The sequence below is a fragment of the Pseudomonas sp. FG6 genome (assembly GCF_057809015.1).
Window position 1 is genome coordinate 54,902 of record NZ_JBMDJD010000005.1, and the last position, 21,399, is coordinate 76,300.

General features: G+C 62.6%; 19 protein-coding genes. 9 read left to right on the forward strand and 10 right to left on the reverse strand.

Translation table 11 applies throughout. The features are described from left to right. Genes ACODSJ_RS04840 through arnB form a run of 8 tightly spaced genes read right to left on the reverse strand, consistent with a single transcriptional unit; the run spans position 1 to position 8,810 of the window. Entirely contained in the window at positions 1-1,377 is a 1,377-nt protein-coding gene (locus tag ACODSJ_RS04840) for a UDP-glucose dehydrogenase family protein (protein WP_489100643.1), read from the reverse strand. Then, positions 1,374-1,775, reverse strand: coding sequence for a 4-amino-4-deoxy-L-arabinose-phosphoundecaprenol flippase subunit ArnF (gene arnF / locus ACODSJ_RS04845; RefSeq protein WP_489100644.1), 402 nt, complete (start codon positions 1,773-1,775; stop codon positions 1,374-1,376). The genes ACODSJ_RS04840 and arnF overlap by 4 nt, the downstream gene beginning before the upstream one ends. Beyond that, positions 1,772-2,116, reverse strand: coding sequence for a 4-amino-4-deoxy-L-arabinose-phosphoundecaprenol flippase subunit ArnE (gene arnE / locus ACODSJ_RS04850; RefSeq protein WP_489100645.1), 345 nt, complete (start codon positions 2,114-2,116; stop codon positions 1,772-1,774). The genes arnF and arnE overlap by 4 nt, the downstream gene beginning before the upstream one ends. Continuing rightward, a complete protein-coding gene (arnT, locus tag ACODSJ_RS04855) occupies positions 2,113-3,762 on the reverse strand; it encodes a lipid IV(A) 4-amino-4-deoxy-L-arabinosyltransferase (RefSeq protein WP_489100646.1) in 1,650 nt (549 codons plus the stop codon). Before arnT ends, arnE begins: the two co-directional genes overlap by 4 nt. Next, positions 3,759-4,643, reverse strand: a complete 885-nt coding sequence (arnD, locus tag ACODSJ_RS04860) for a 4-deoxy-4-formamido-L-arabinose-phosphoundecaprenol deformylase (protein ID WP_489100647.1) — start codon at positions 4,641-4,643, stop codon at positions 3,759-3,761. The genes arnT and arnD overlap by 4 nt, the downstream gene beginning before the upstream one ends. Continuing rightward, on the reverse strand, positions 4,643-6,649 hold the full coding sequence (arnA, locus tag ACODSJ_RS04865) for a bifunctional UDP-4-amino-4-deoxy-L-arabinose formyltransferase/UDP-glucuronic acid oxidase ArnA (protein WP_489100648.1): 2,007 nt from the start codon (positions 6,647-6,649) through the stop codon (positions 4,643-4,645). Before arnA ends, arnD begins: the two co-directional genes overlap by 1 nt. Further along, on the reverse strand, positions 6,646-7,665 hold the full coding sequence (gene arnC / locus ACODSJ_RS04870) for an undecaprenyl-phosphate 4-deoxy-4-formamido-L-arabinose transferase (RefSeq protein ID WP_489100649.1): 1,020 nt from the start codon (positions 7,663-7,665) through the stop codon (positions 6,646-6,648). Before arnC ends, arnA begins: the two co-directional genes overlap by 4 nt. Continuing rightward, positions 7,662-8,810 carry a UDP-4-amino-4-deoxy-L-arabinose aminotransferase gene (gene arnB, locus ACODSJ_RS04875; protein WP_489100650.1) on the reverse strand — a complete coding sequence of 383 codons (1,149 nt, stop codon included), beginning with the start codon at positions 8,808-8,810 and terminating at the stop codon, positions 7,662-7,664. The genes arnC and arnB overlap by 4 nt, the downstream gene beginning before the upstream one ends. A 649-nt stretch (positions 8,811-9,459) precedes the next feature. Here arnB and ACODSJ_RS04880 point away from each other — a divergent pair. From ACODSJ_RS04880 to ACODSJ_RS04920, 9 genes are all read left to right on the forward strand, one after another. After that, complete coding sequence (locus ACODSJ_RS04880; protein WP_489100651.1) at positions 9,460-10,431, forward strand: NAD-dependent epimerase; 972 nt, start codon at positions 9,460-9,462, stop codon at positions 10,429-10,431. Between the two features lie 29 nt (positions 10,432-10,460). Then, a complete protein-coding gene (locus tag ACODSJ_RS04885) occupies positions 10,461-11,204 on the forward strand; it encodes a glycosyltransferase family 2 protein (RefSeq protein WP_489100652.1) in 744 nt (247 codons plus the stop codon). A gap of 1 nt (position 11,205) precedes the next feature. Further along, on the forward strand, positions 11,206-11,499 hold the full coding sequence (locus ACODSJ_RS04890; RefSeq protein ID WP_260958551.1) for a lipid-A-disaccharide synthase N-terminal domain-containing protein: 294 nt from the start codon (positions 11,206-11,208) through the stop codon (positions 11,497-11,499). Positions 11,500-11,566: 67 nt separating this feature from the next. Continuing rightward, positions 11,567-13,024, forward strand: a complete 1,458-nt coding sequence (locus ACODSJ_RS04895) for an ArnT family glycosyltransferase (RefSeq protein WP_489100748.1) — start codon at positions 11,567-11,569, stop codon at positions 13,022-13,024. Between the two features lie 255 nt (positions 13,025-13,279). Beyond that, positions 13,280-14,944, forward strand: coding sequence for an AMP-binding protein (locus ACODSJ_RS04900; protein WP_489100653.1), 1,665 nt, complete (start codon positions 13,280-13,282; stop codon positions 14,942-14,944). A 16-nt stretch (positions 14,945-14,960) separates the two neighbouring features. Continuing rightward, positions 14,961-15,722, forward strand: a complete 762-nt coding sequence (locus ACODSJ_RS04905) for an SDR family NAD(P)-dependent oxidoreductase (protein ID WP_489100654.1) — start codon at positions 14,961-14,963, stop codon at positions 15,720-15,722. Between the two features lie 15 nt (positions 15,723-15,737). Next, positions 15,738-16,925 (forward strand): acetyl-CoA C-acyltransferase, encoded by a 1,188-nt coding sequence (locus tag ACODSJ_RS04910; RefSeq protein WP_489100655.1) that lies wholly within the window; start codon positions 15,738-15,740, stop codon positions 16,923-16,925. Positions 16,926-16,934: 9 nt separating this feature from the next. Then, positions 16,935-18,062: an acyl-CoA dehydrogenase gene (locus tag ACODSJ_RS04915; protein WP_489100656.1), complete on the forward strand. Its 1,128-nt coding sequence runs from the start codon at positions 16,935-16,937 to the stop codon at positions 18,060-18,062. Positions 18,063-18,075: 13 nt separating this feature from the next. Next, complete coding sequence (locus tag ACODSJ_RS04920; protein WP_489100657.1) at positions 18,076-18,849, forward strand: enoyl-CoA hydratase; 774 nt, start codon at positions 18,076-18,078, stop codon at positions 18,847-18,849. A gap of 172 nt (positions 18,850-19,021) precedes the next feature. On the opposite strand, the gene ACODSJ_RS04925 is transcribed toward ACODSJ_RS04920, so the two are convergent. Both ACODSJ_RS04925 and ACODSJ_RS04930 read right to left on the reverse strand, forming a co-directional pair. Further along, the gene (locus ACODSJ_RS04925) at positions 19,022-20,173 is read right to left on the reverse strand and encodes an acyl-CoA dehydrogenase family protein (RefSeq protein WP_489100658.1); all 1,152 of its coding nucleotides are present in this window, start codon (positions 20,171-20,173) and stop codon (positions 19,022-19,024) included. 3 nt (positions 20,174-20,176) lie between these two features. Then, on the reverse strand, positions 20,177-21,283 hold the full coding sequence (locus tag ACODSJ_RS04930) for an enoyl-CoA hydratase/isomerase family protein (protein ID WP_489100659.1): 1,107 nt from the start codon (positions 21,281-21,283) through the stop codon (positions 20,177-20,179). Between the last annotated feature and the right edge of the window lie 116 nt (positions 21,284-21,399).

Here is a 21,399-nt window from a genome sequence, read left to right on the forward strand (position 1 = left end):
TCAGCTGGCGATCCGGGCATTCCATTTTTGATGCGGGATAGGCAGCTTGCACGAATCGCCGCGCCCCATCGGGAAGTACTGGAAACCCCGTTGGGCCAGGCGCTCGGCGTCGTACAGGTTGCGCCCATCGAAGATCACCGGGGCTTTGAGCCGTTTGTGGATCAGGTCGAAATCTGGCGCCTTGAACTGCTGCCACTCGGTGCAGATGATCAGCGCATCGGCACCGCTCAAGGTCGCTTCCGGCGTGCCCATCAGGCTCAGGCCAGGGTGATCGTGGTACAGCGATTGGGTTTGTTGCATCGCCTCGGGGTCGTAAGCCCGGACATGGGCACCGACGTCCCACAGGGCTTCCATGAGCACGCGACTGGGGGCGTCGCGCATGTCGTCGGTGTTGGGCTTGAACGCCAAGCCCCACACGGCGAAAGTCCGGCCACGCAGGTCGCCCTTGTAGAACGCATTGATGCGCTCGAACAACTTGTGCTTCTGCCGTTGGTTGATCGCCTCCACGGCCTGCAACAGGTCATCGGAGCAATGGGCTTGCTGGGCGCTGTGGATCAGTGCGCGCATGTCCTTGGGAAAGCACGAGCCGCCGTAGCCGCAGCCGGCGTAGATAAAGTCATAACCGATGCGGGAGTCGGCGCCGATGCCCAGGCGCACGGATTCAACGTCGGCGCCCAGGTGTTCGGCCAATTCGGCGATCTGGTTGATGAAGCTGATCTTGGTGGCCAGCATGCAGTTGGCGGCGTACTTGGTCAGCTCGGCGCTGCGCAGGTCCATGAACATGATCCGGTCGTGGTTGCGGTTGAACGGCGCATACAGTTCGCGCATCACCTCGCGCACTTCATCGCGCTCGCAACCAATGACGATGCGGTCTGGCCGCCGGCAGTCGGCCACGGCCGAACCTTCCTTGAGAAATTCCGGGTTGGAAACGATATCGAAATCCAGTGTCCGACCGACGCGTCGCAAGGTTTCGTCGATCCGATCGCCCAAGGCGTCACCGGTGCCAACGGGTACCGTCGACTTCTCGACGATGATGACGGGCTTGCTGCGGTGCCGGGCGATTGCGTCGCCGACGGCGAACACGCTGCTCAAGTCTGCCGAGCCATCGGGACGCGACGGGGTGCCCACGGCAATGAACAGCACCTCGCCGTGCTCCACGGCCAGCGTTTCCTCGCTGGTGAAGTGCAGGCGTCCGTCAGCCAGGTTCTCTTTCACCAGGTCTGCCAGGCCCGGTTCGAAAATGCTGACCTGCCCTTGGTTGAGGGCCGCGACTTTACCTGCGTCGATGTCCATGCAGATGACATCGTGACCGACTTCCGCCAGGACGGTGGCCTGGACCAGGCCGACATAGCCACTACCGAACACACTGATTTTCATGATGCACTCCTGGGGTCCGTCTCAGGGACAGGTCGAAAATTGATGGTGAGGACGCCAAGGATGACCAAGGCCACCCCCAGGCTTTTGGTCAGGTTGAACGTTTCGTTGAAGGCCGGGAGCGTGGCGGCGAGCAGGTACACCAACGCGTAGCTGATACTCAGCAGCGAATAAGCGCGACCCAGCGGCAGGTCCCGCAAGGCAAGCAGCCAACTGAGCATCGACAAGGCATAGGCGCCGATGCCCAGCACGACCACGGCCACTGCCATCGGATCGACGCTGGCGCCAGGCCAGGCACCGGGCAGCGGCAGGCGACTCATGCTCCAGCGCAGGCCCAATTGCGCGGCGCTGACGAGCGCTACGCTGCCCAGCGCAAAAAAGAGGCCGCGACGCAGGTTCATGCGTGTTGCCCCAGTAGCACGACACCGCCCAGCACCAGGGCCACGCCCAGCCAATGGCGGCGGTCGACGGTTTCGTGGAAAACGAACCGGGCGATCAGGGTGATCAACACGAAATTCAGGCTCAGCATCGGGTAGGCGATGCCGACTTCCAGGCGTTGCAGCACCAGCAGCCACACCAGCAGGCCGGCGCCCAATGCGGCCAGCGCCAGCCACAACCATGGCGAGCGCAGTTTCTCGGCCCAGCCCGTCGACTGGCCGCGCCAGCCTTCGACGGCGCACTTCTGGGCAATCTGGCCCAGGCACGTCAGAGCGCAGGCGGCCAATAACAGCAACAGGCTCATGCCGGCTCCCGGGGGAATATCAGAATGACCAGGTTGCCGCTTTCGTAACGCACACCGTCCTGGGGCAGCCGTTCGATTTCCTGCAGTTCTTCGTCACCTTTGACGCGCATGAGCACGCCGACCGAGCCGTTGCGACGCGCCTCCTGCATCCACGCTTGCACCTGCGGTGTGTCGACCCGCTGCTGGATCCCGTCGGGGTAGGCGAGGCCGTACTTGAGTTCGCCAATGGTGTTGTACAACGCCACTTGGGGACGCTTGAGGCGCCAGGCCAAGGCCGACGCAGCCCCCAGGTCATTGCTCAACAGGCTGTTGACCTGGCCGAGTTCGTCCAGGTGAGCGGCGATGAACTGGTCGGGCATCTTGTTGGCAACCACCGAGCGCGGCAGTCCGGCCGGCAGCAATGCGATCAGCAGCAGGCTGCCGAACGCCGGTGCCGCCCAGCATCGCAATGGGCTGAGGGCCTGCAGCAGGTTCGCCACGACCCAGCCGATCAAGGCCATGAACACCAGGAGCAGCGTGTAGGGCTCATGGACGTACAGCGGTTTTTTCAGTTGCAGATAGGCCAGTGCCAGCAAGGCGACCAGGCCCAGGACCAGGTTCAGCAGTCCGTTGAGTCCCAGGGTTCGCCGCTGGTCGCGCTTGAGCCGTTCCACCAGCGTATGCCCCAGCAGCAAGGACAAGGGCAGCAGGCAAGGCAGGATGTAGCTGGGCAATTTGCCCTTGCTGAGGCTGAAGAACAGCAGAGGCATCAACAGCCACAACGACAGGAACGCGATGTTCGCCTCGCGCCGTGTCTGCCAGGCCTGGCGCAACGCCGCTGGCAACAGCGCCATCCAGGGCAGGCTGAACGCCACCAGCAACGGCAGGTAGTACCACCACGGCGCGTCATGCTGGGCGTCGTCCCCGGCGAAGCGGCGGATGTGTTCGTGCCAGAAGAAGAACCGCCAGTAGTCCGGTTCTTGCGCGTGGATCGCCAGGGCCCAAGGCAGACTGACGGCAATGGCCACGACAATGGCCCATGGACCGTAGGCCAGCAGCTCGCGCCAGCGCTTTTGCCAGACCATCCACGGCAGGGCGATGAGTACCGGCAGCAACCAGGCGAGAAAGCCCTTGGTCAGAAACCCCATGCCACAGGCCAGCCCCAATACCGTCCAGCCGATCAGCCGTTGCGTGCGGGCGACACTGTCCAGTGCGAACCACAGCGCCACCAGGCTCAGGTTGACCCAGAGGGTGAATTGCGGATCGAGGTTGGCGTAGCCTGCCGCACCGGCAATCACCGTGAGACTCATGTACAGCAAGGCGCAGGCAAAGCTCTTGCGCGAGTCGTTCCAGAGCCGGCGGGCGAGCAGGTAGCACAGCAGCACGCTGAGCCCGATGCTAAGGGCCGAGGCGATGCGCACACCAAACAGGTTGTTGCCGAACACGGCCTGGCCGAGGGCGATCATCCAGTAACCGGCTATGGGTTTTTCGAAGTAGCGCAGGCTCATGAAATGCGGCGAGATCCAATTGCCGCTCAGCAGCATGTCCTGGCTGATCTGCGCGTAGCGTGTTTCATCGGGAATCCACAACCCATGGCTGCCCAATGGCAGCAGGTAGGCCAGCAGGAACAGCCCGAGCAGCAGCGGTAAACCCCAGCGTTTGCTCATGCCCCTTGCACTCCCAGCCAGCCTTCACGTCCTTCGAGAGTGCCACGCACCACCTGGCCAGTGGGCAAGGTGGTGGGGGATTCAGGCAGCAGTGCGCCCAGGGGTTCAAACACAATGTCTTGCCGGCGCGCTTCGGCCAGCAGACGACGGAAATCGTTCGCCATCAAAATTCCTTCTACTTCGGCGTGGATCGTGTAGACGTTGAGTTTTTGGGGGGAGAAGCGCTGCAAGATGAAGGCGTTGTAGTCGTTGGCAGCAAGTTCTGGCCCAACCACCTCATCGAACGTCGGCAGGTCCACCGGTATCTGTGGTGCGCCCACGCTGCCCCCGGCCAGTACTGGCTGGAACAGGCTGTGGCCGCGGCAGTCGCTGTTGTAGCGAAAGCCGAACGCTTGCTTGGCCTCGATCACGCGCTCATCCGCCCGCCAACCGGCGGCTGCGGAGCACTCGATTTTTTCCCCGAGGATGTCGCTGAGGCTGTCCACGCCCTGGCGAAGCTGTTCGATCAATTGCCCCTGGCTCCAGCGCCCGGCATTGGCCTGCCAGGCGTGGTGATCCCAGGCGTGCAGGCCCACTTCATGACCGGCGGCCCGGGCCTGGCGCATCAGGTGCCCCAGGTCGCGGCCGATGGGCTTGCCCGGCCAGGCGGTGCCGGCCAGCAGGATGTCCCAGCCGTACAGCCCGGCGGCGTTGGAGCGCAACATCTTCCACAGGAACTGCGGCCGGATCAGGCGCCACAGATGGCGCCCCATGTTGTCCGGCCCGACACTGAAAAAGAACGTGGCCTTGACCTGTGCTTCCTCAAGCATGTCCAGCAACCGTGGTACGCCGTCACGCGTGCCACGGTAGGTGTCGACATCGATTCGAAGGCCTGCCCGCATCAGCAGGCTTCTTCTGCAGCGTGCTCCGCGATTTCGCGCATGGCCTCGCGCAAGAAGAAGTCCAGCGTGTTACCGATGGTTTCCTGCATTTGCACGGTGGGGGTCCAGCCCAACAGGCGGCGGGCATTGTCGATGCTCGGCTTGCGGTGCGACACATCCTGGTAACCGTTGCCATAGAACGCCTTGCTTTCGACCTCGCGAAAGCCCGCGAACGGTGGAAAATTGCGGCGCAGGGGGTGCATTTCGAACTGCCGCAGCAGCTCTTCGCCCAGTTGGCGGATGCTGGCTTCGTTGTCCGGGTTGCCGATGTTGATGATCTGCCCGTTGCAGGCATCGTTCTCGTTGTCGATGATCCGCGCCAGGGCCTCGACGCCGTCGGCGATGTCCGTGAAGCAACGTTTCTGCCCACCACCGTCGAACAGGCGAATCGGCGTGCCTTCCACCAGGTTGAGGATCAACTGGGTGATGGCTCGGGAACTGCCGATCCGCGCCGAGTCCAGGCGGTCCAGGCGCGGGCCCATCCAGTTGAAGGGGCGGAACAGCGTGAAGTTCAGGCCTTTCTGGCCGTAGGCCCAGATCACACGATCGAGCAGCTGCTTGGAAACCGAATAGATCCAGCGCTGCTTGTTGATCGGGCCGACCACCAGGTTGGAGGTGTCTTCGTTGAAGTTGCTGTCCTGGCACATGCCATAGACTTCCGAGGTCGACGGAAAGATCACGCGCTTGTTGTATTTGACGCAGTAGCGAACCAGCTTCAGGTTTTCCTCGAAGTCCAGTTCGAAGACCCGCAACGGGTTGCGGGTGTACTCGATCGGCGTGGCGATGGCCACCAGCGGCAGGATCACGTCGCACTTCTTGATGTGGTACTCGATCCATTCGGAGTGGATGCTGATATCGCCTTCGACGAAGTGAAAACGCGGATGGCTGCGCAGGCGGTCGATGGCGTCGGAGCCGATGTCGAGGCCGTAGACCTCGTACTTGTCATCGCGCAGCAGGCGTTCGGACAGGTGATTGCCAATGAACCCGTTGACGCCCAGGATCAGTACGCGAGTACGCCGCGACGTTCGCCGGGAGTCGGTGCCGTGAAGCAGGGAACCGTCCACCAGGCCCAATTCATCGGCCAATTGCGGGCCGCTGAGGTACAAGCCGTTGTCATTGCGCTGACCGGCCGTGATCACCAGCGAGTCTTCGCCGCAGGCAATGCGCAACGGATCGACGCTGATCACCCGGCCAGGCGCCTGGCCTTCGTTGCCGGGCACGACTTGCGCGCTCCAGACGATCAACTTGTGCTCGCCCACGGCGCAGAAAGCGCCCGGATACGGCTGGGTCACGGCACGCACGAGGTTGAACAACTCCTGTGCCGGGCGCTTCCAGGCCAACTTGCCGTCGGCCGCCGTGCGCCGGCCGAAGACGCTGGCCTGGGACTCATCCTGTTCCCGCTCGCTGACGGTTCCGGCGAGCAACGCCGGCAACGTGTCACGCAGCAGGTCGGTGGCGGCCAGGCGCAGCTTGCCGTGCAGCGTCAACGCGGTGTCGCTCTGTTCGATGGTCACCTTCTGCTGGGCGAGGATCGCGCCGGCATCGGCACGCTTGACCATTCGGTGCAAGGTCACGCCGGTCTCGGTTTCACCGTTGACCAGGACCCAGTTGACCGGGGCCCGTCCGCGATAACGCGGCAACAGCGAGCCATGCAGGTTGAACGCGCCTTTGCGGGCGGTCGCCAGCAGCGGCTCGCTCAGCAGGTGACGGTAATAGAACGAGAACAGGTAGTCGGGGTCGAGCTTGGCGATACGCTCGATCCACAATGGGTGGTTGGCATCTTCGGGGGCGTGGACCGCGATGCCGTTGCGTGCGCAGAGTTGCGCAACGGAGCCGTAAAAGGCGTTCTCTTTCGGATCGTCGGCGTGGGTAAACACGGCGGCGATCTCGAAGCCCGCGCTGAGCAGGGTCTCGATGCCCGCACAGCCAATGTCGTGGTACGCGAAAACTACGGCTTTTGCACTCATGAAAGAACCTGGTCTGTAGAAGTGGAAGTGAGTCCGTCAACGGTGACAGCGGGGGCGGGCGTAGCGGGTTGTCCACGCAGGACTTTCTCGACGAAGAACCGGGGACGGGCGCGAACGTCGCTGTACATCCGCCCCAGGTATTCGCCCAAGAGCCCCATGCCGATGAACTGTCCGCCGGTGAAGACGAACAGCACGGCGAACAGCACGAACGTGCCGCCACCGGCCCATCCAGCGCCGAAGACCAGGCGCAGGATGATCAACGCGATGGCGAACAACACGCCGAGGGCGGCCATGGCGAAGCCGACGATGCTCAGCAGTCGCAACGGCGTGGTGGTCATGCAGGTGATCAGGTCGAACATCAGGTTGACCAGGCGCATGGGGCTGTACTTGGACTCCCCATGTTCGCGCTCGGCATGGTTCACCGGGATTTCGGTGGTGTGCCGGGCGAAGCTGTTGGCCAGGATCGGGATGAACGTGCTGCGTTCGCGGCAGGCGAGCATGGCGTCGACAATGGAGCGCCGATAAGCCCGGAGCATGCATCCGTAGTCGCTCATGGACACCCCGGTGGAACGGCGTACCGCCAGGTTGATCAGTTTCGATGGCCAGCGCCGCAGGGCCGAGTCCTGGCGGTTGCTGCGCACCGTGGCGACCACGTCGTAGCCCAGCTCGGCCTGGGCCACCAGGCGCGGGATTTCTTCAGGCGGGTTCTGCAGGTCGGCGTCCAGGGTAATGATGACGTCGCCCGTGCACTGCTCGAAGCCTGCCATGATTGCCGCGTGCTGGCCGTAGTTCCGGTTGAGAATCACCGCGACGACCGGACTACCCCGCAGCGACGCGGCTTGCTCCAGTATCTGCGCCGAGTCGTCACGGCTGCCGTCGTCGACCAAGACAATTTCGTACTTGTGATGCAGTTGCCGACACGCCGCTTCGGTGCGGCGCAACAGTTCGGGCAAACTGTCCTCTTCGTTGTAGACCGGAATCACGATCGATACACAGTTGATTGGGTAAGGTCTCACAGGCGTGTTTCCAGGACGTTTTCAATGGTGTCGACCACGCGATGTACATCGGCGACGGTCATGTCGGGGAACAGCGGAATGGAGCACAGGCGCGCCGAATTCCATTCGGTGTTGGGCAGGTAGAGGTTGGGAAAACGCTGGCGGTAATAGGTGTGCAGGTGCGTGGCGATGAAATGGATGCCGGTGCCGATGTTTTGCTCTTGCAGGGCCTTCATGAACGCTTCGCGGTCCAGTCCGCAACGCTCGGCGTCGATGCGCAGGACGAAGAGGTGCCAGGCATGTTGTTGCGGATACGTCGGGATCGCCAGCGGTTGCACCGTCGAGCCTTCCAACCGTTGCAGGTAGACCTGGGCCAGTTCGGTACGCTTGGCGTTGATCTCCTCCAGCCGCGCCAGTTGTACCAGGGCGATGGCGGCGTTGATGTCGGCCAGGTTGTATTTGAAACCGGGCTCCACCACTTGGGCCTGGGGCTTGCGACCATGGGTCAGGCGGTCGTAGGCATCGACGCCGAGGCCATGGAACTTGAGCATGCGCACCCGGGTGGCGAGCGCCTCATCGTCGCTGACGAACATCGCGCCTTCTGCGCAGGTCATGTTCTTGATCGCGTGGAACGAGAAGATCGCCGTGCCCTTGGCCCCGACAGGCCGGCCTTTGTAGTAAGTGCCGGCGGCATGGGCGGCGTCTTCGATCACCGGGATGCCATGCCGCTGCGCCAGGGCATAAAGCGGATCGAGGTCGAACGCCGCGCCGGCGTAATGCACCGGAATGATCGCCTTGGTGCGCGGTGTGATGGCCGCTTCAATACTCGCCAGGTCACTCATCAAGGTGTCGCGGTCCACGTCGACGAATACCGGCGTGGCCCCCAGCAGGCAGATCATGTTGGCGGTAGACACCCAGGTCTGTGAGGGGGTGATCACTTCGTCACCGGGGCCGATGCCCAATGCCAACAATGTGATGTGCATACCGCCGGTGGCCGACGAAAGTGCAACCGCATGGCGACAGCCGACAAAGTTGGCGAACTGCTCTTCAAGTTGTTGGTTTTTCGGGCCGGTGGTGATCCAACCGGAGCGCAATACTTGCTCTACGGCGGCAACTTCCTCCTCGCCAATACTGGGCCGGGAGAACGGAAGGAAAGCTTGACTCATGGACACCTCGAAGATGAATAGCCTGCAGCCAAGCTACAAGCATGGATCCAATGGCAGCCTAGACGATAAAAGAAAAGCTGCATCAAAGAGTTAGGGTTGAGGCGAGCGGAACGGTGGATGTCTGACGTCAAGGTCGAGCAGATAAACGTTTACGCAGCGGCAGCGAAACGGCTGTTATCGAGTGAGATTAGGCGCATTTTTTTGAAAGAAATGTGAAAAAGCGCTGGATAAAACATTTTTAATTTTGCAGTAGGCAGACGTTTCTCGCGTGAAGTGCTTACAACCGCAATGGCGAAACGCTTACAGAAACCATTGATTGGATATTACGTTAAGAAAGCGTTTTTTTTTGACTGGCGTTGAAAGCTGGAAGTTCGAAAGCAAGCATTTTCGGATAAAGGCTTTAGTTGCCGGGCGCTGATTCGTTACAGCAGTAGTTGAGAACTTTTCTCTATTTCTCTGCGTCGAGCGCTGCGTCATCGTTCGATCATAAAACCGTCATTTGTATTTGATAAAAGGCCTGCAGGAGCGGGAGAAACCTGGGCCATCGATCAAGGTAATCTATGCAAGTGACGGTTTTTTGTAGCGGCCATGGCGGTTTGCAGGTGATGACCTGTCATGCCGTTGGAAAACGGACCAAGGGCGCCAGTTCATGAGAATCCTGGTCACCGGCGTCGCCGGCTTCATCGGGTTCCATGCGGCCATGCGCCTTTGCCGCGATGGCCATGAGGTTGTCGGTGTCGACAACCTCAACGATTACTACAGCGTCGAACTCAAGCAGGCCCGGCTCGCGCAGCTGGCCGAGTGCGGCAATTTCCGATTCCGCCCGTTGGATGTGGCCGACAAGCCGGCGCTGCTGGGATTGTTTGTCGAGCATGGATTCGAGCAGGTCATCCACCTGGCCGGGCAGGCCGGTGTGCGCTATTCCATCGACAACCCGGACCTCTACGCCCAGAGCAACCTGGTGGGATTCCTCAACCTGCTGGAGGCCTGCCGCACCCAACGACCGGCGCACCTGGTCTACGCGTCGAGCAGTTCGGTGTATGGCTTGAACCAGCGCTTGCCGTACGCCACCACGGACCCTGTCGACCAGCCGGTGTCGTTCTATGCGGCGACCAAGCGCGCCAATGAGCTGATGGCCCACGCGTATTCGCACCTCTACGGCATTCCCACTACCGGCCTGCGCTTCTTTACCGTCTATGGCCCGTGGGGACGGCCCGACATGGCACCGTTCAAGTTCACTGAAGCCATCCTCAAGGGACGCCCCATTGACGTCTACAACGAGGGGGCAATGTCCCGCGACTTCACCTACATCGACGACATCGTCGAAGGGCTGGTGCGGTTGCTGCCGTTGCCGCCCAGCGATGAAGCCGGCGTGCCGTACAAGGTCTACAACATCGGCCGGGGTGCACCGGTCAGGCTGCTGCGGTTCATCGAGCACCTCGAAGAGGCGCTGGGCATGCGCGCGATCAAGAACTTCTTGCCGCTACAGTCGGGCGATGTGGTGGACACCTGGGCCGACACCCATGAGCTGGAGGCTCGCATCGGGTTTCGCCCGCAGGTTTCGATCGCCAGCGGTGTGCAGTCGTTCGTCGACTGGTACCGCCACTATTACCGCGTCTAATCCATTTCTCAGCTGTTCACTGGAGCCTCATGCATAGCCCCCTTTATGTGTCGGTCCTGATTCCGGCAAAAAACGAAGCAGGCAACCTGATCCCGTTGTTGGAAGAAGTGCGTGCAGCACTGGCCAACGAGGCTTTTGAAGTCATTGTGGTCGACGATGGCAGCACCGACGCCACCGCCGCTGAATTACGCGCGCTACAAGGCGCGGGCTACAGCCAACTGCGCGTGCTCAGCCACGCCCGGTCGCTGGGGCAGAGCACCTCGATTCACCATGCCGCCGAAGTGGCGCGTGGGCATTGGTTGGCGACCCTCGATGGCGATGGCCAGAACGATCCGGCCGACCTTCCCAAGATGCTGGACCTGGTGCGCGGCTCCGAAGACACGCCCGGCGGCGTCAAGCTGGTGGCCGGGCACCGGATCAACCGTCGCGACACGGCGAGCAAGCGCTGGGCCTCGCGATTTGCCAACAAGCTGCGCGCCAGCCTGCTCAAGGACCAGACGCCCGATACCGGCTGCGGCATCAAGTTGATCGAGCGCGAGGCGTTCCTGCGCCTGCCGTATTTCGATCACATGCACCGCTTCATCCCCGCGCTGATCCGTCGGCACAACGGTCGGATGCTGGTGCAGCCGGTCAATCATCGTGAGCGCGGGGCCGGTGTTTCCAACTATGGCAACTTCGACCGGGCCCTGGTGGGCATCGTCGATCTGTTCGGGGTGTGGTGGCTGATAAGACGCACGCGCCTGGACGTCACCGCACAAGAAGTCGAGGTCTGACATGGGCAGAGAAACGTTGTGGCTGGCCGTGGGTTTCGGTGGCCAGCTCGCATTCACCGGGCGATTTGCCCTGCAATGGCTGTACAGCGAATACAAGAAACGCAGCATGATCCCCGTGGGTTTCTGGTACTTGAGCATCGTCGGCAGCGCGTTGCTGCTGGCCTACGCCATCTATCGCGAAGACCCGGTGTTCATCGTCGGCCAGTCCTTCGGTTTCATTGTCTACCTGCGCAACTTGCAATTGATCGCCAAGCATCAGGCTCAGGAAAACCGCGAACTGGCGAAGAAGGGCTGAAACGGTGCGGATACGACTGTCTTCCTCGCGGTTGGAACTGTGGGCCCTGGTGGCACTGGCGTTGGTCATGGTGGGCGCCGGCCTGGGCTGGCGCCAACCGCTGAATGTCGATGAAGAGCGCTTCCTTGGCGTCGCCCTGGAAATGCTGCAGAACGGCTCATGGTTCATTCCCCATCGCGCCGGCGAAATCTACGCGGACAAACCGCCGCTGTTCATGTGGACGGTGGCGCTGTTCGTGCAGTTGACCCACCTGCCCAAAGTGGCCCTGTACCTGCCGGCGCTGCTGGCGGGTGCCGTGACCACCGCATGCCTGTATGACCTGGGGCGGCGATTGTGGGGGCGGCGCGTGGGGGTGACTGCCGGGCTTTTGTTTCTGGCGACCTACCAGACCTACAGCATCCTGCGGACCGGACAGATCGACGGTTTCCTCGCCCTTTGGACGGTTCTGGGCCTCTATGGCCTGTGCCGGCACCTGCTGCTCGGTCCGGCTTGGCGCTGGTACTACATTGCTTGTGCGGCGATGGGCTTGGGCATCATCAGCAAGGGCGTGGGGTTTCTGCCGGCCTTGATGCTGATTCCCTACGCCTACGGGGTGCGCAAGGGCTGGAAAGGTGTGGTGCCCATGCCCAATCAGGCTGGGAAGTGGTGGCTGGGCCTGCTGGTGGCGCTGGCCGCCATTGCGCTTTGGCTGGGGCCATTGCTGGTGATCGTGTGGCAGGGCAGCAGCGACAGCCTGGCGTATGCCCAGGAAATCCTGTTCAAGCAAACGGCTGGCCGATATGCCAACGCCTGGGAGCACCGCGAGCCTTTCTGGTACTTCCTGGTCCAGGTGATTCCCAAGTACTGGCTGCCCATGGTGTTCATGCTTCCCTGGTTGGTACCGGCCTGGCGCAAGCAATTGGCCAAGCGCGACGGTCGGGTGCTGGTGCTGCTGGCTTGGGTGGTGTTGGTGCTGGTGTTCTTCAGCCTGAGCAGCGGCAAGCGCAAGCTGTATATCTTCCCGGCCGTGCCGGCAATGGTCCTGGTGGTGGCGCCGCTGGTTCCGTGGCTGTTGCGGCGTTGGTTCAGCCAGCGTCCGCGGGGCAGGGCGGTCTTCACGCTGTTGGCGGTGGTGTGGTTGTGTGCCTGGTTCGTGCGCGGCTTCGTCGAGCCCCACAAAGAAGGCATCAACCCCCATGAAACGCTGATGCGTGATGTGGCGCGGTTGACGGGCAATGCCCAACTGGCCTTGGTGGGGTGGCGTGAGGGGCATTGGCTGTTCGCGCAACAGCCCATCGTGCATTTCGGGTTCTACAGCAAACAGTCCCTGGAGCAATCGGCCAGTTGGCTGCGCAGCCACCGACAGGCCTACGCGCTGGTTCCCGCGCAGGAGTTGGCGCGCTGCTACGACCCACAAAAGGCCCGCCGCGTCGGCGATACCTCAAGGGCCGAATGGTTCCTGGTGGGGGCTGATGCGGACAACCAGCACTGCCAGGCGCCGGCGGCGGAGAAGGTCTATTCATTTGCTTGGAAGCAGGCCTTGTAGCGTCTGGGCCGGCGCTATCGCGAGCAAGCTTTGCTCCCACAAGGGGGTGGTGGGGACATTTCTGTGGATACACCGAGCTGTGGGAGCAAAGCTTGCTCGCGATAGGGCCATTCCTGCCAACGCACCTCTAAACCATGGCCAAACCAGTCAAGCAACTTGATGGCTTTGACCATTGCCGCCACCGCCCTTCGGCGCGAGTATTTCCCTGCTATTTACGGTTCCCCCACCAATAAAAAGTACAGAGGGATTCTGGTCATGCGCGATTACTCGTCCGCCACGTCGCAGTTCGATTACCTGCACACCGTCAACACCGCCTTGCACGGCTCGCTCGAAGCGCTCAATGCCTGCGTCGAATGCTGCGACCGGCACGCGTTGCCGGGGCGTATCGCCTTGTTCTGGGAGGGCCGTGACGGCAGCGATGCCACCTGGACTTACCGTGACCTGCAGGACAACGCCGCGCGTTTCGCCAATTTCCTCCTGGCCCAAGGCGTGGGCAAGGGCGACAAGGTGGCCGGCCTGTTGCCGCGCACCGCTGAACTCCTGATCGTAGTGCTCGCCACCTGGCGCATTGGCGCGGTGTATCAACCGCTGTTCACGGCCTTCGGCCCCAAGGCTATCGAACACCGTCTCGGCAATTCGGGCGCGCGCGTCGTGGTCACCGATGCCGTCAACCGTCCCAAGCTCGATGAAGTGTCCGGTTGCCCGACAGTCGTCACGGTCGGCGGCGAAAAAGGCCGGGGCATCGTCCGGGGCGACTACAGTTTCTGGGCCGAAGTGGCCAACCATTCCAGCCACTGCGAACCGGTAATGCTCACCGGCGAAGACCCGTTCCTGCTGATGTTCACCTCGGGCACCACGGGACCTGCCAAAGCGCTGTCGGTGCCCCTCAAGGCCATCGTCGCGTTCCAGAGCTACACCCGCGACGCCGTCGACCTGCGGCCTGAAGACGCCTTCTGGAACGTCGCCGATCCGGGTTGGGCCTACGGGATCTACTTCGGCGTGACCGGCCCGCTGGCCATGGGACATCCCATCACTTTCTACGATGGTCCCTTTACCCTGGAAAGCACCTGCCGGGTCATCAACAAATACGGCATCACCAACCTGACCGGTTCGCCCACGGCCTATCGCCTGTTGATCGCCGGAGGCGAGCAGTTCGCCCGCTCGATCAAGGGCAAGCTGCGCATCGTCAGCAGCGCCGGCGAGCCGCTGAACCCGGAAGTGATCCGTTGGTTCACCGACAACCTGGGCGTGGTCATCCACGATCATTACGGCCAGACCGAATTGGGCATGGTGCTGTGCAATCACCATGGCCTGGAACATCCGGTGCACCTGGGCGCGGCCGGTTTTGCCTCGCCGGGCCACCGGATCGTGGTGCTGGATGAAAACTATCGCGAGCTGGGCGTGGGCCAGCCGGGCATCCTCGCCGTGGACCGCAGCCAATCGCCCATGTGCTGGTTCGCCGGCTACGAGGGCGGGCTGACCAAGGCTTTCGTCGGCGATTATTATCTGAGCGGCGACACCGTGGAGCTGAACCCGGACGGCAGCATCAGCTTCGTCGGCCGCAGCGACGACGTGATCACCACCTCGGGCTACCGCGTCGGCCCGTTCGACGTGGAAAGCGCGCTGATCGAACACCCAGCCGTGGTGGAAGCGGCGGTGATCGGCAAGCCGGATCCGGAGCGCACCGAGTTGGTGAAAGCCTTCGTGGTGCTCAGCAGCCAGTACCGCGCGGCACCGGAGCTGGCCGAAGAACTGCGCCAGCACGTGCGCAAGCGCCTGGCCGCCCATGCGTATCCCCGTGAAATCGAATTTGTCACCGATTTGCCGAAAACCCCAAGCGGCAAATTGCAGCGCTTTATCTTGCGCAACCAGGAAATCGCCAAAGCTCAAGAGGCCGCGGCGCACAACGTTTCAGCTTGAATCCAAGGAAACCATGATGCAGATCGACAACAAGATTTTCCTCGTCAGCGGCGGCGCTTCCGGCCTCGGCGCGGCCACCGGCGAAATGCTGGTCAAGGCCGGCGCCAAGGTGATGCTGGTGGACCTCAACGCCGAAGCGGTGGCTGCCCAGGCGCAAAAGCTCGGCTGCCAGAGCGTGGTGGCGGACATCAGCAACGAGGCCGCGGCTGAAGCGGCGGTCAAGGCCACGGTCGATGCGTTCGGGGGTCTCAATGGCCTGGTGAATTGCGCCGGTATCGTGCGCGGCGAAAAAATCCTCGGCAAGAACGGCCCCCACGCACTGGCGAGCTTCAGCCAGGTGATCAACGTCAACCTGATCGGCAGCTTCAACCTGCTGCGCCTGGCCGCTGCAGCCATTGCCGAAACCGAGGCGGATGCCGACGGTGAGCGCGGCGTGATCATCAACACCGCGTCGGTGGCGGCTTTTGATGGCCAGATCGGGCAAGCGGCTTATGCGGCCTCCAAAGGCGCCATCGCCAGTCTGACGTTGCCGGCCGCTCGCGAACTGGCGCGCTTCGGCATCCGCGTCATGACCATCGCCCCGGGCATTTTCGAAACCCCGATGATGGCCGGCATGACCCCGGAAGTACGCGATTCCCTCGCCGCCGGCGTACCGTTCCCGCCGCGCCTGGGCAAACCCAGCGAGTACGCGGCGCTGGCCAGGCATATTATTGAGAACAGCATGCTCAACGGCGAGGTGATCCGTCTCGACGGTGCCTTGCGCATGGCAGCCAAATAACCAGGAGGATTCATGATGTCCAACGATCCTATTGTCATCGTCAGCGCCGTCCGCACCCCCATGGGCGGTTTCCAGGGCGAACTGAAAAGCCTCAGCGCGCCGCAGTTGGGTTCCGCCGCCATCAAGGCCGCCGTGGAACGCGCCGGTATCGCACCTGATGCGGTCGAAGAAGTGCTGTTCGGCTGTGTGCTCGCCGCCGGCCTGGGCCAGGCGCCGGCACGTCAGGCCGCGCTGGGGGCCGGGCTCGACAAGTCGACCCGCTGCACCACCCTCAACAAGATGTGCGGTTCGGGCATGGAGGCGGCGATCCTCGCCCATGACATGCTCGTCGCCGGCAGCGCTGAGGTGGTGGTGGCGGGTGGCATGGAAAGCATGTCCAACGCGCCGTACCTGCTCGACCGTGCCCGCAGCGGCTACCGGATGGGCCATGGCCGGGTGCTCGACCACATGTTCCTCGACGGCCTGGAAGACGCCTACGACAAAGGGCGGCTGATGGGCACGTTCGCCGAGGACTGCGCCGAAGCCAACGGTTTCAGCCGCGAGGCCCAGGACGCATTCGCCATTGCCTCCACCACCCGCGCCCAGCAGGCGATCGAGTACGGCAGTTTCGACGCCGAGATCGTGCCGGTGCAGGTCATGGTCGGCAAGGAACAAGTGACCATTCGCCACGACGAGCAGCCGCCCAAGGCACGGATCGACAAGATTGCCTCCCTCAAGCCGGCCTTCTGCGAGGGCGGCACGGTGACGGCGGCCAACTCCAGTTCCATCTCCGATGGCGCCGCCGCGCTGGTGCTGATGCGCCAGAGCCAGGCGACCCAACGTGGCTTGAAGCCCTTGGCGGTGATCCATGGTCATACGGCGTTTGCCGACACGCCGAGCCTGTTTCCGACTGCGCCCATTGGTGCGGTGAAAAAACTCATGAGCAAGACCGGCTGGTCGCTGGATGAGGTCGATCTGTTCGAAGTCAACGAGGCCTTCGCCGTGGTGAGCCTGGTGACCATGGGCAAGCTGGAAATCCCTCACGAAAAGGTCAACGTCCACGGTGGCGCCTGCGCACTGGGCCACCCGATTGGCGCCTCTGGCGCGCGGATCCTCGTGACGTTGCTCTCGGCCCTGCGCCAGAAGGGCCTCAAGCGCGGCGTTGCAGCGATCTGCATCGGCGGCGGCGAAGCCACGGCCATGGCCGTCGAATGCCTGTATTAAGGAATCACCATGCTCCCGACTGAAGAACAGATTCAAATCAGCGACGTCGCCCGCCAGTTCGCCCAGGAACGCCTGAAACCGTTCGCTGCCGAGTGGGACCGTGAGCACCGCTTCCCCAAGGAGGCCATTGCTGAAATGGCCGAACTGGGCTTCTTCGGCATGCTCGTGCCGGAGCAATGGGGCGGTTGTGACACCGGTTACCTGACGTACGCCATGGCCCTGGAGGAAATCGCCGCCGGTGACGGGGCGTGCTCCACCATCATGAGCGTGCACAACTCGGTGGGTTGCGTACCGATCCTCAAGTTCGGCAACGATGAGCAAAAAGCCAAATTCCTCACGCCCCTGGCCAGTGGCGCCATGCTCGGCGCCTTCGCCCTGACCGAACCCCAGGCCGGTTCGGACGCCAGCAGCCTGAAGACCCGGGCACGCCGCGAGGGCGACCATTACGTGCTCAACGGTAGCAAGCAGTTCATCACGTCGGGGCAGAACGCCGGGGTGGTGATCGTGTTTGCGGTGACCGACCCGAGTGCGGGCAAGCGCGGTATCAGTGCCTTCATCGTGCCCACCGATTCTCCGGGCTACAGTGTGGCGCGGGTCGAGGACAAACTCGGCCAGCATGCCTCCGACACGTGCCAGATTCTCTTCGAGGACGTGAAGGTCCCGGTGGGCAATCGCTTGGGCGAAGAGGGTGAAGGCTACAAGATCGCCCTGGCGAACCTGGAAGGTGGCCGGGTCGGCATCGCCGCGCAATCGGTGGGCATGGCCCGCGCCGCGTTCGAAGCGGCGCGCGATTACGCCCGCGAGCGGCAGAGCTTCGGCAAACCAATCATCGAGCACCAGGCCGTGGCGTTCCGCCTGGCAGACATGGCGACCCAGATCGCCGTGGCGCGGCAGATGGTCCATTACGCCGCAGCCTTGCGCGACAACGGCCAGCCGGCGCTGGTGGAAGCGTCCATGGCCAAGCTGTTCGCCTCGGAAATGGCTGAGAAAGTCTGCTCCATGGCGTTGCAAACCCTGGGCGGTTACGGTTACCTCAACGACTTCCCGCTGGAGCGCATTTATCGCGACGTGCGGGTGTGCCAGATCTACGAAGGCACCAGCGACATTCAGCGCATGGTCATTTCGCGCAATCTTTGAACAGGAGTCCTGCATGAGTTACGAAACGATTTTATTGGAGATCAAGGACCGCGTCGGCCTGATCACCCTCAACCGTCCCCAGGCGTTGAACGCCTTGAATGCGCAGATCGTCAGCGAGCTGAACCAGGCGTTGGACAGCCTGGAAGCGGATCCGAAGATCGGCTGCATCGTGTTGACCGGTTCGAAGAAGGCGTTCGCCGCCGGTGCCGATATCAAGGAAATGGCCGAGCTGACCTACCCGCAGATCTACCTCGACGACTTGTTCAGCGACAGTGACCGGGTGGCGAACCGGCGCAAGCCGATCATTGCGGCGGTGAACGGTTTTGCCTTGGGCGGCGGTTGCGAGCTGGCGTTGATGTGCGACTTTATCCTGGCCGGCGACAACGCCAAGTTCGGTCAGCCGGAAATCAACCTCGGCGTGTTGCCGGGCATGGGCGGTACCCAGCGCCTGACTCGGGCAGTGGGCAAGGCCAAGGCCATGGAAATGTGCCTGACCGGGCGCTTCATCGATGCCGTGGAAGCAGAGCGTTGTGGCATCGTCGCGCGAATCGTACCGGCCGATGAACTGTTGGATGACGCGCTGAAAACCGCAGCGCTGATCGCCTCCAAGTCGGTGCCGATCAGCATGATGGTCAAGGAAAGCGTCAACCGCGCCTTTGAAGTCAGCCTGTCCGAAGGCGTGCGCTTTGAGCGCCGGGTATTCCACGCCGCATTCGCGACCCATGACCAGAAGGAAGGCATGGCCGCATTCGTCGCCAAGCGTGCGGCAGAGTTCCAGGACAAATAAAGCGCTGTCCTGACTGACGCCATCGTCGGATCGCCGCCCGGAGCAAGCCCGCTCCCACAGTGGATCTGGGGTGTACGCAACATTTGTGTACGCCGCCGAGCCCTGTGGGAGCTGGGGTGTGCGCAACATTTATGTACGCCTACAGACCCTGCTCGCGATGCTTTTTCGGCCGTTACACCAGGTAGTGCTTGAGCTCCCGGGCGATGACCATGCGTTGTATTTCGCTGGACCCTTCGTAGATCTGGGTGATCCGCGCATCGCGGTAGTAGCGTTCCACCGGGTAATCTTCCAGGTAGCCATAGCCACCGTGAATCTGGATCGCCGAGGAGCAGACCTTCTCGGCCATTTGCGAGGCGAACAGCTTGGCCTGGGAGGCTTCCGACAGGCAGGGCTTGCCGGCGCTGCGCAAGCGGGCGGCGTGGAGGATGAGCAGGCGGGCGGCGTTCAGCTGGGTGTGCATGTCGGCCAGCAGGTTGGCGATGCTCTGGTGTTCGAGGATCGGCTTGTCGAACTGCACCCGATCGCGCGCATAGGCCAGGGCGGCTTCAAACGCCGCACGGGCGATGCCCAGGGCTTGCGCGGCGATGCCGATGCGGCCGCCTTCGAGGTTGGAGAGGGCGATCGCCAGGCCCTTGCCACGCGCACCCAACAGGTTGGCCTCGGGCACGGTGCAGTTGCTCAAGGTGACGGCGCAGGTGTCCGAGGCGCGGATGCCCATCTTGTGTTCGGTGCGATCGACGATGAAACCCGGTGTCTCAGTGGGCACCAGGAACGCTGAAATGCCTTTCTTGCCCAGATCCGGGTCGGTCACGGCAAACACGATCGCCAGTTTCGCCCGCTTGCCGTTGCTGACGAACTGCTTCGCGCCGTTGATCACCCACTGGCCGTCCCGCAGTTCGGCGCGGGTACGCAGGTTATGGGCCTCGGAGCCGGCCTGGGGTTCGGTCAGGCAGAAGCAGCCAATGGCCTGGCCGCTGGCCAGGTCCGCAAGCCACGTCTGTTTTTGTTCATCGGTGCCGAAATTGAGCACCGGCCCGCAGCCTACCGAGTTGTGAATGCTCATCAGCGCCCCGGTGGCACCGTCACCGGCAGAGATCTCTTCCACCGCCAGGGCATAGGCCACGTAGTCGACGTAAGTGCCGCCCCATTCTTCGGGCACCACCATCCCCAACAGCCCCAGCTCACCCATCTTCGCCACCAGACCGTCATCGATCCATCCGGCTTTTTCCCAAGCCTGGGCATGGGGTGCGATTTCACCACGGGCGAAGTCCCGGGCCATGTCGCGGATCATCACTTGTTCTTCGGTCAGTTCGAGGTCTTGCATGGTTCAGTTTCCGTGTTCGTCGAAGCCGTCGAAGAAGCTCGCCACATGGCGGGCGTCCAGCGCTTGCAGGGTGGGTGGGTTCCAACGCGGGGCCTTGTCCTTGTCGATCAGCAAGGCACGTACGCCTTCGATCAGGTCGCCACGCTCGAACCATTGCTGGTCCAGGTGCAGCTCCAGGGCAAAACAGTTTTCCAGGTTCAGATGGCGACCGCGGCGCAGCATTTCCAGGGTCACGGCCATGGCCAGGGGCGAACGGCTGTCCAGCAGGTCGGCGGTGGCGATCGCCCATGCGTGGCTGTTGGCGACAGAGACCTGGCGCAACTGCTCGACGATGCTCGGCACATCGGGCAGGGCAAAGAAATGGTCGATGGCCGGACGCAGGTCGGCCAGGGGCGGCGCCGGGAGTTGCTGCACACCGAGTTTGGCGAGCAGGCTCTGCAGATCCTTGAGCGGCGTGTCGTGCCATTCCAGCCGATCCAGACGCTCATCGAGCTGTGCGAGCTTGCGGCTCTCCAGGTGCCAGTCGGCCAGACCGCAATACAAGGCGTCGGCCGCACGAATCTGCGCGCCGCTCACGCCGAGGTAGATCCCCAGTTCTCCGGGCACTCGGGGCAGGAAATAACTGCCGCCCACGTCCGGGAAATAACCGATGCCCACTTCCGGCATGCCCAAGCGGCTGCGCTCGGTCACCACCCGCAGGTCGGCGCCTTGCACCAAGCCCATGCCGCCGCCCAGGACAAAGCCGTCCATCAGGGCCAGGACCGGTTTGCGGTAATGGTGGATCGTCAGGTCGAGGGCGTATTCCTCGACGAAGAATGTTTCATGCAGGGTGTCGCCCTGTTTATGGCTGTCGTACAGCGAGCGGATGTCACCGCCGGCGCAGAACGCCTTGTCACCGGCACCACGCAGGACGACGGCGCGGATCTGTGGATCGTGGGCCCAGGCATCGAGTTGTTGCTGCAAGCGACGCACCATGCCCAACGTCAGGGCATTGAGGCCGGCGGGGCGATTCAGGGTCAAGTGGCCAACATGATTGCGAACTTCGACCAACACCTCACAGACTACGCTTGCAACGGGGCTTGTGACTTGGGATGAAACCTGAGCAGTCATCGCTAACTCCCTGCTTTTATTGTTCTTTATAAATTTTGTCGCACGTCTCCGCTCAGGATCGTAACAGTGCAAATTTGCATTGCACAACCGGGATACGTGCAGGTCCTGTCTGCATA

Coding starts and splice junctions, on each gene's coding strand:
- arnT (WP_489100646.1), bottom strand. CDS start 3,762: ATGAGCAAACGCTGGGGTTTACCGCTGCTGCTCGGGCTGTTCCTGCTG.
- ACODSJ_RS04925 (WP_489100658.1), bottom strand. CDS start 20,173: ATGCAAGACCTCGAACTGACCGAAGAACAAGTGATGATCCGCGACATG.
- ACODSJ_RS04890 (WP_260958551.1), top strand. CDS start 11,206: ATGGGCAGAGAAACGTTGTGGCTGGCCGTGGGTTTCGGTGGCCAGCTC.
- ACODSJ_RS04910 (WP_489100655.1), top strand. CDS start 15,738: ATGTCCAACGATCCTATTGTCATCGTCAGCGCCGTCCGCACCCCCATG.
- ACODSJ_RS04915 (WP_489100656.1), top strand. CDS start 16,935: ATGCTCCCGACTGAAGAACAGATTCAAATCAGCGACGTCGCCCGCCAG.
- arnF (WP_489100644.1), bottom strand. CDS start 1,775: ATGAACCTGCGTCGCGGCCTCTTTTTTGCGCTGGGCAGCGTAGCGCTC.
- ACODSJ_RS04840 (WP_489100643.1), bottom strand. CDS start 1,377: ATGAAAATCAGTGTGTTCGGTAGTGGCTATGTCGGCCTGGTCCAGGCC.
- arnB (WP_489100650.1), bottom strand. CDS start 8,810: ATGAGTCAAGCTTTCCTTCCGTTCTCCCGGCCCAGTATTGGCGAGGAG.
- ACODSJ_RS04905 (WP_489100654.1), top strand. CDS start 14,961: ATGCAGATCGACAACAAGATTTTCCTCGTCAGCGGCGGCGCTTCCGGC.
- arnD (WP_489100647.1), bottom strand. CDS start 4,643: ATGCGGGCAGGCCTTCGAATCGATGTCGACACCTACCGTGGCACGCGT.
- ACODSJ_RS04900 (WP_489100653.1), top strand. CDS start 13,280: ATGCGCGATTACTCGTCCGCCACGTCGCAGTTCGATTACCTGCACACC.
- arnE (WP_489100645.1), bottom strand. CDS start 2,116: ATGAGCCTGTTGCTGTTATTGGCCGCCTGCGCTCTGACGTGCCTGGGC.
- ACODSJ_RS04930 (WP_489100659.1), bottom strand. CDS start 21,283: ATGACTGCTCAGGTTTCATCCCAAGTCACAAGCCCCGTTGCAAGCGTA.
- ACODSJ_RS04920 (WP_489100657.1), top strand. CDS start 18,076: ATGAGTTACGAAACGATTTTATTGGAGATCAAGGACCGCGTCGGCCTG.
- ACODSJ_RS04895 (WP_489100748.1), top strand. CDS start 11,567: ATGGTGGGCGCCGGCCTGGGCTGGCGCCAACCGCTGAATGTCGATGAA.
- ACODSJ_RS04880 (WP_489100651.1), top strand. CDS start 9,460: ATGAGAATCCTGGTCACCGGCGTCGCCGGCTTCATCGGGTTCCATGCG.
- arnA (WP_489100648.1), bottom strand. CDS start 6,649: ATGAGTGCAAAAGCCGTAGTTTTCGCGTACCACGACATTGGCTGTGCG.
- ACODSJ_RS04885 (WP_489100652.1), top strand. CDS start 10,461: ATGCATAGCCCCCTTTATGTGTCGGTCCTGATTCCGGCAAAAAACGAA.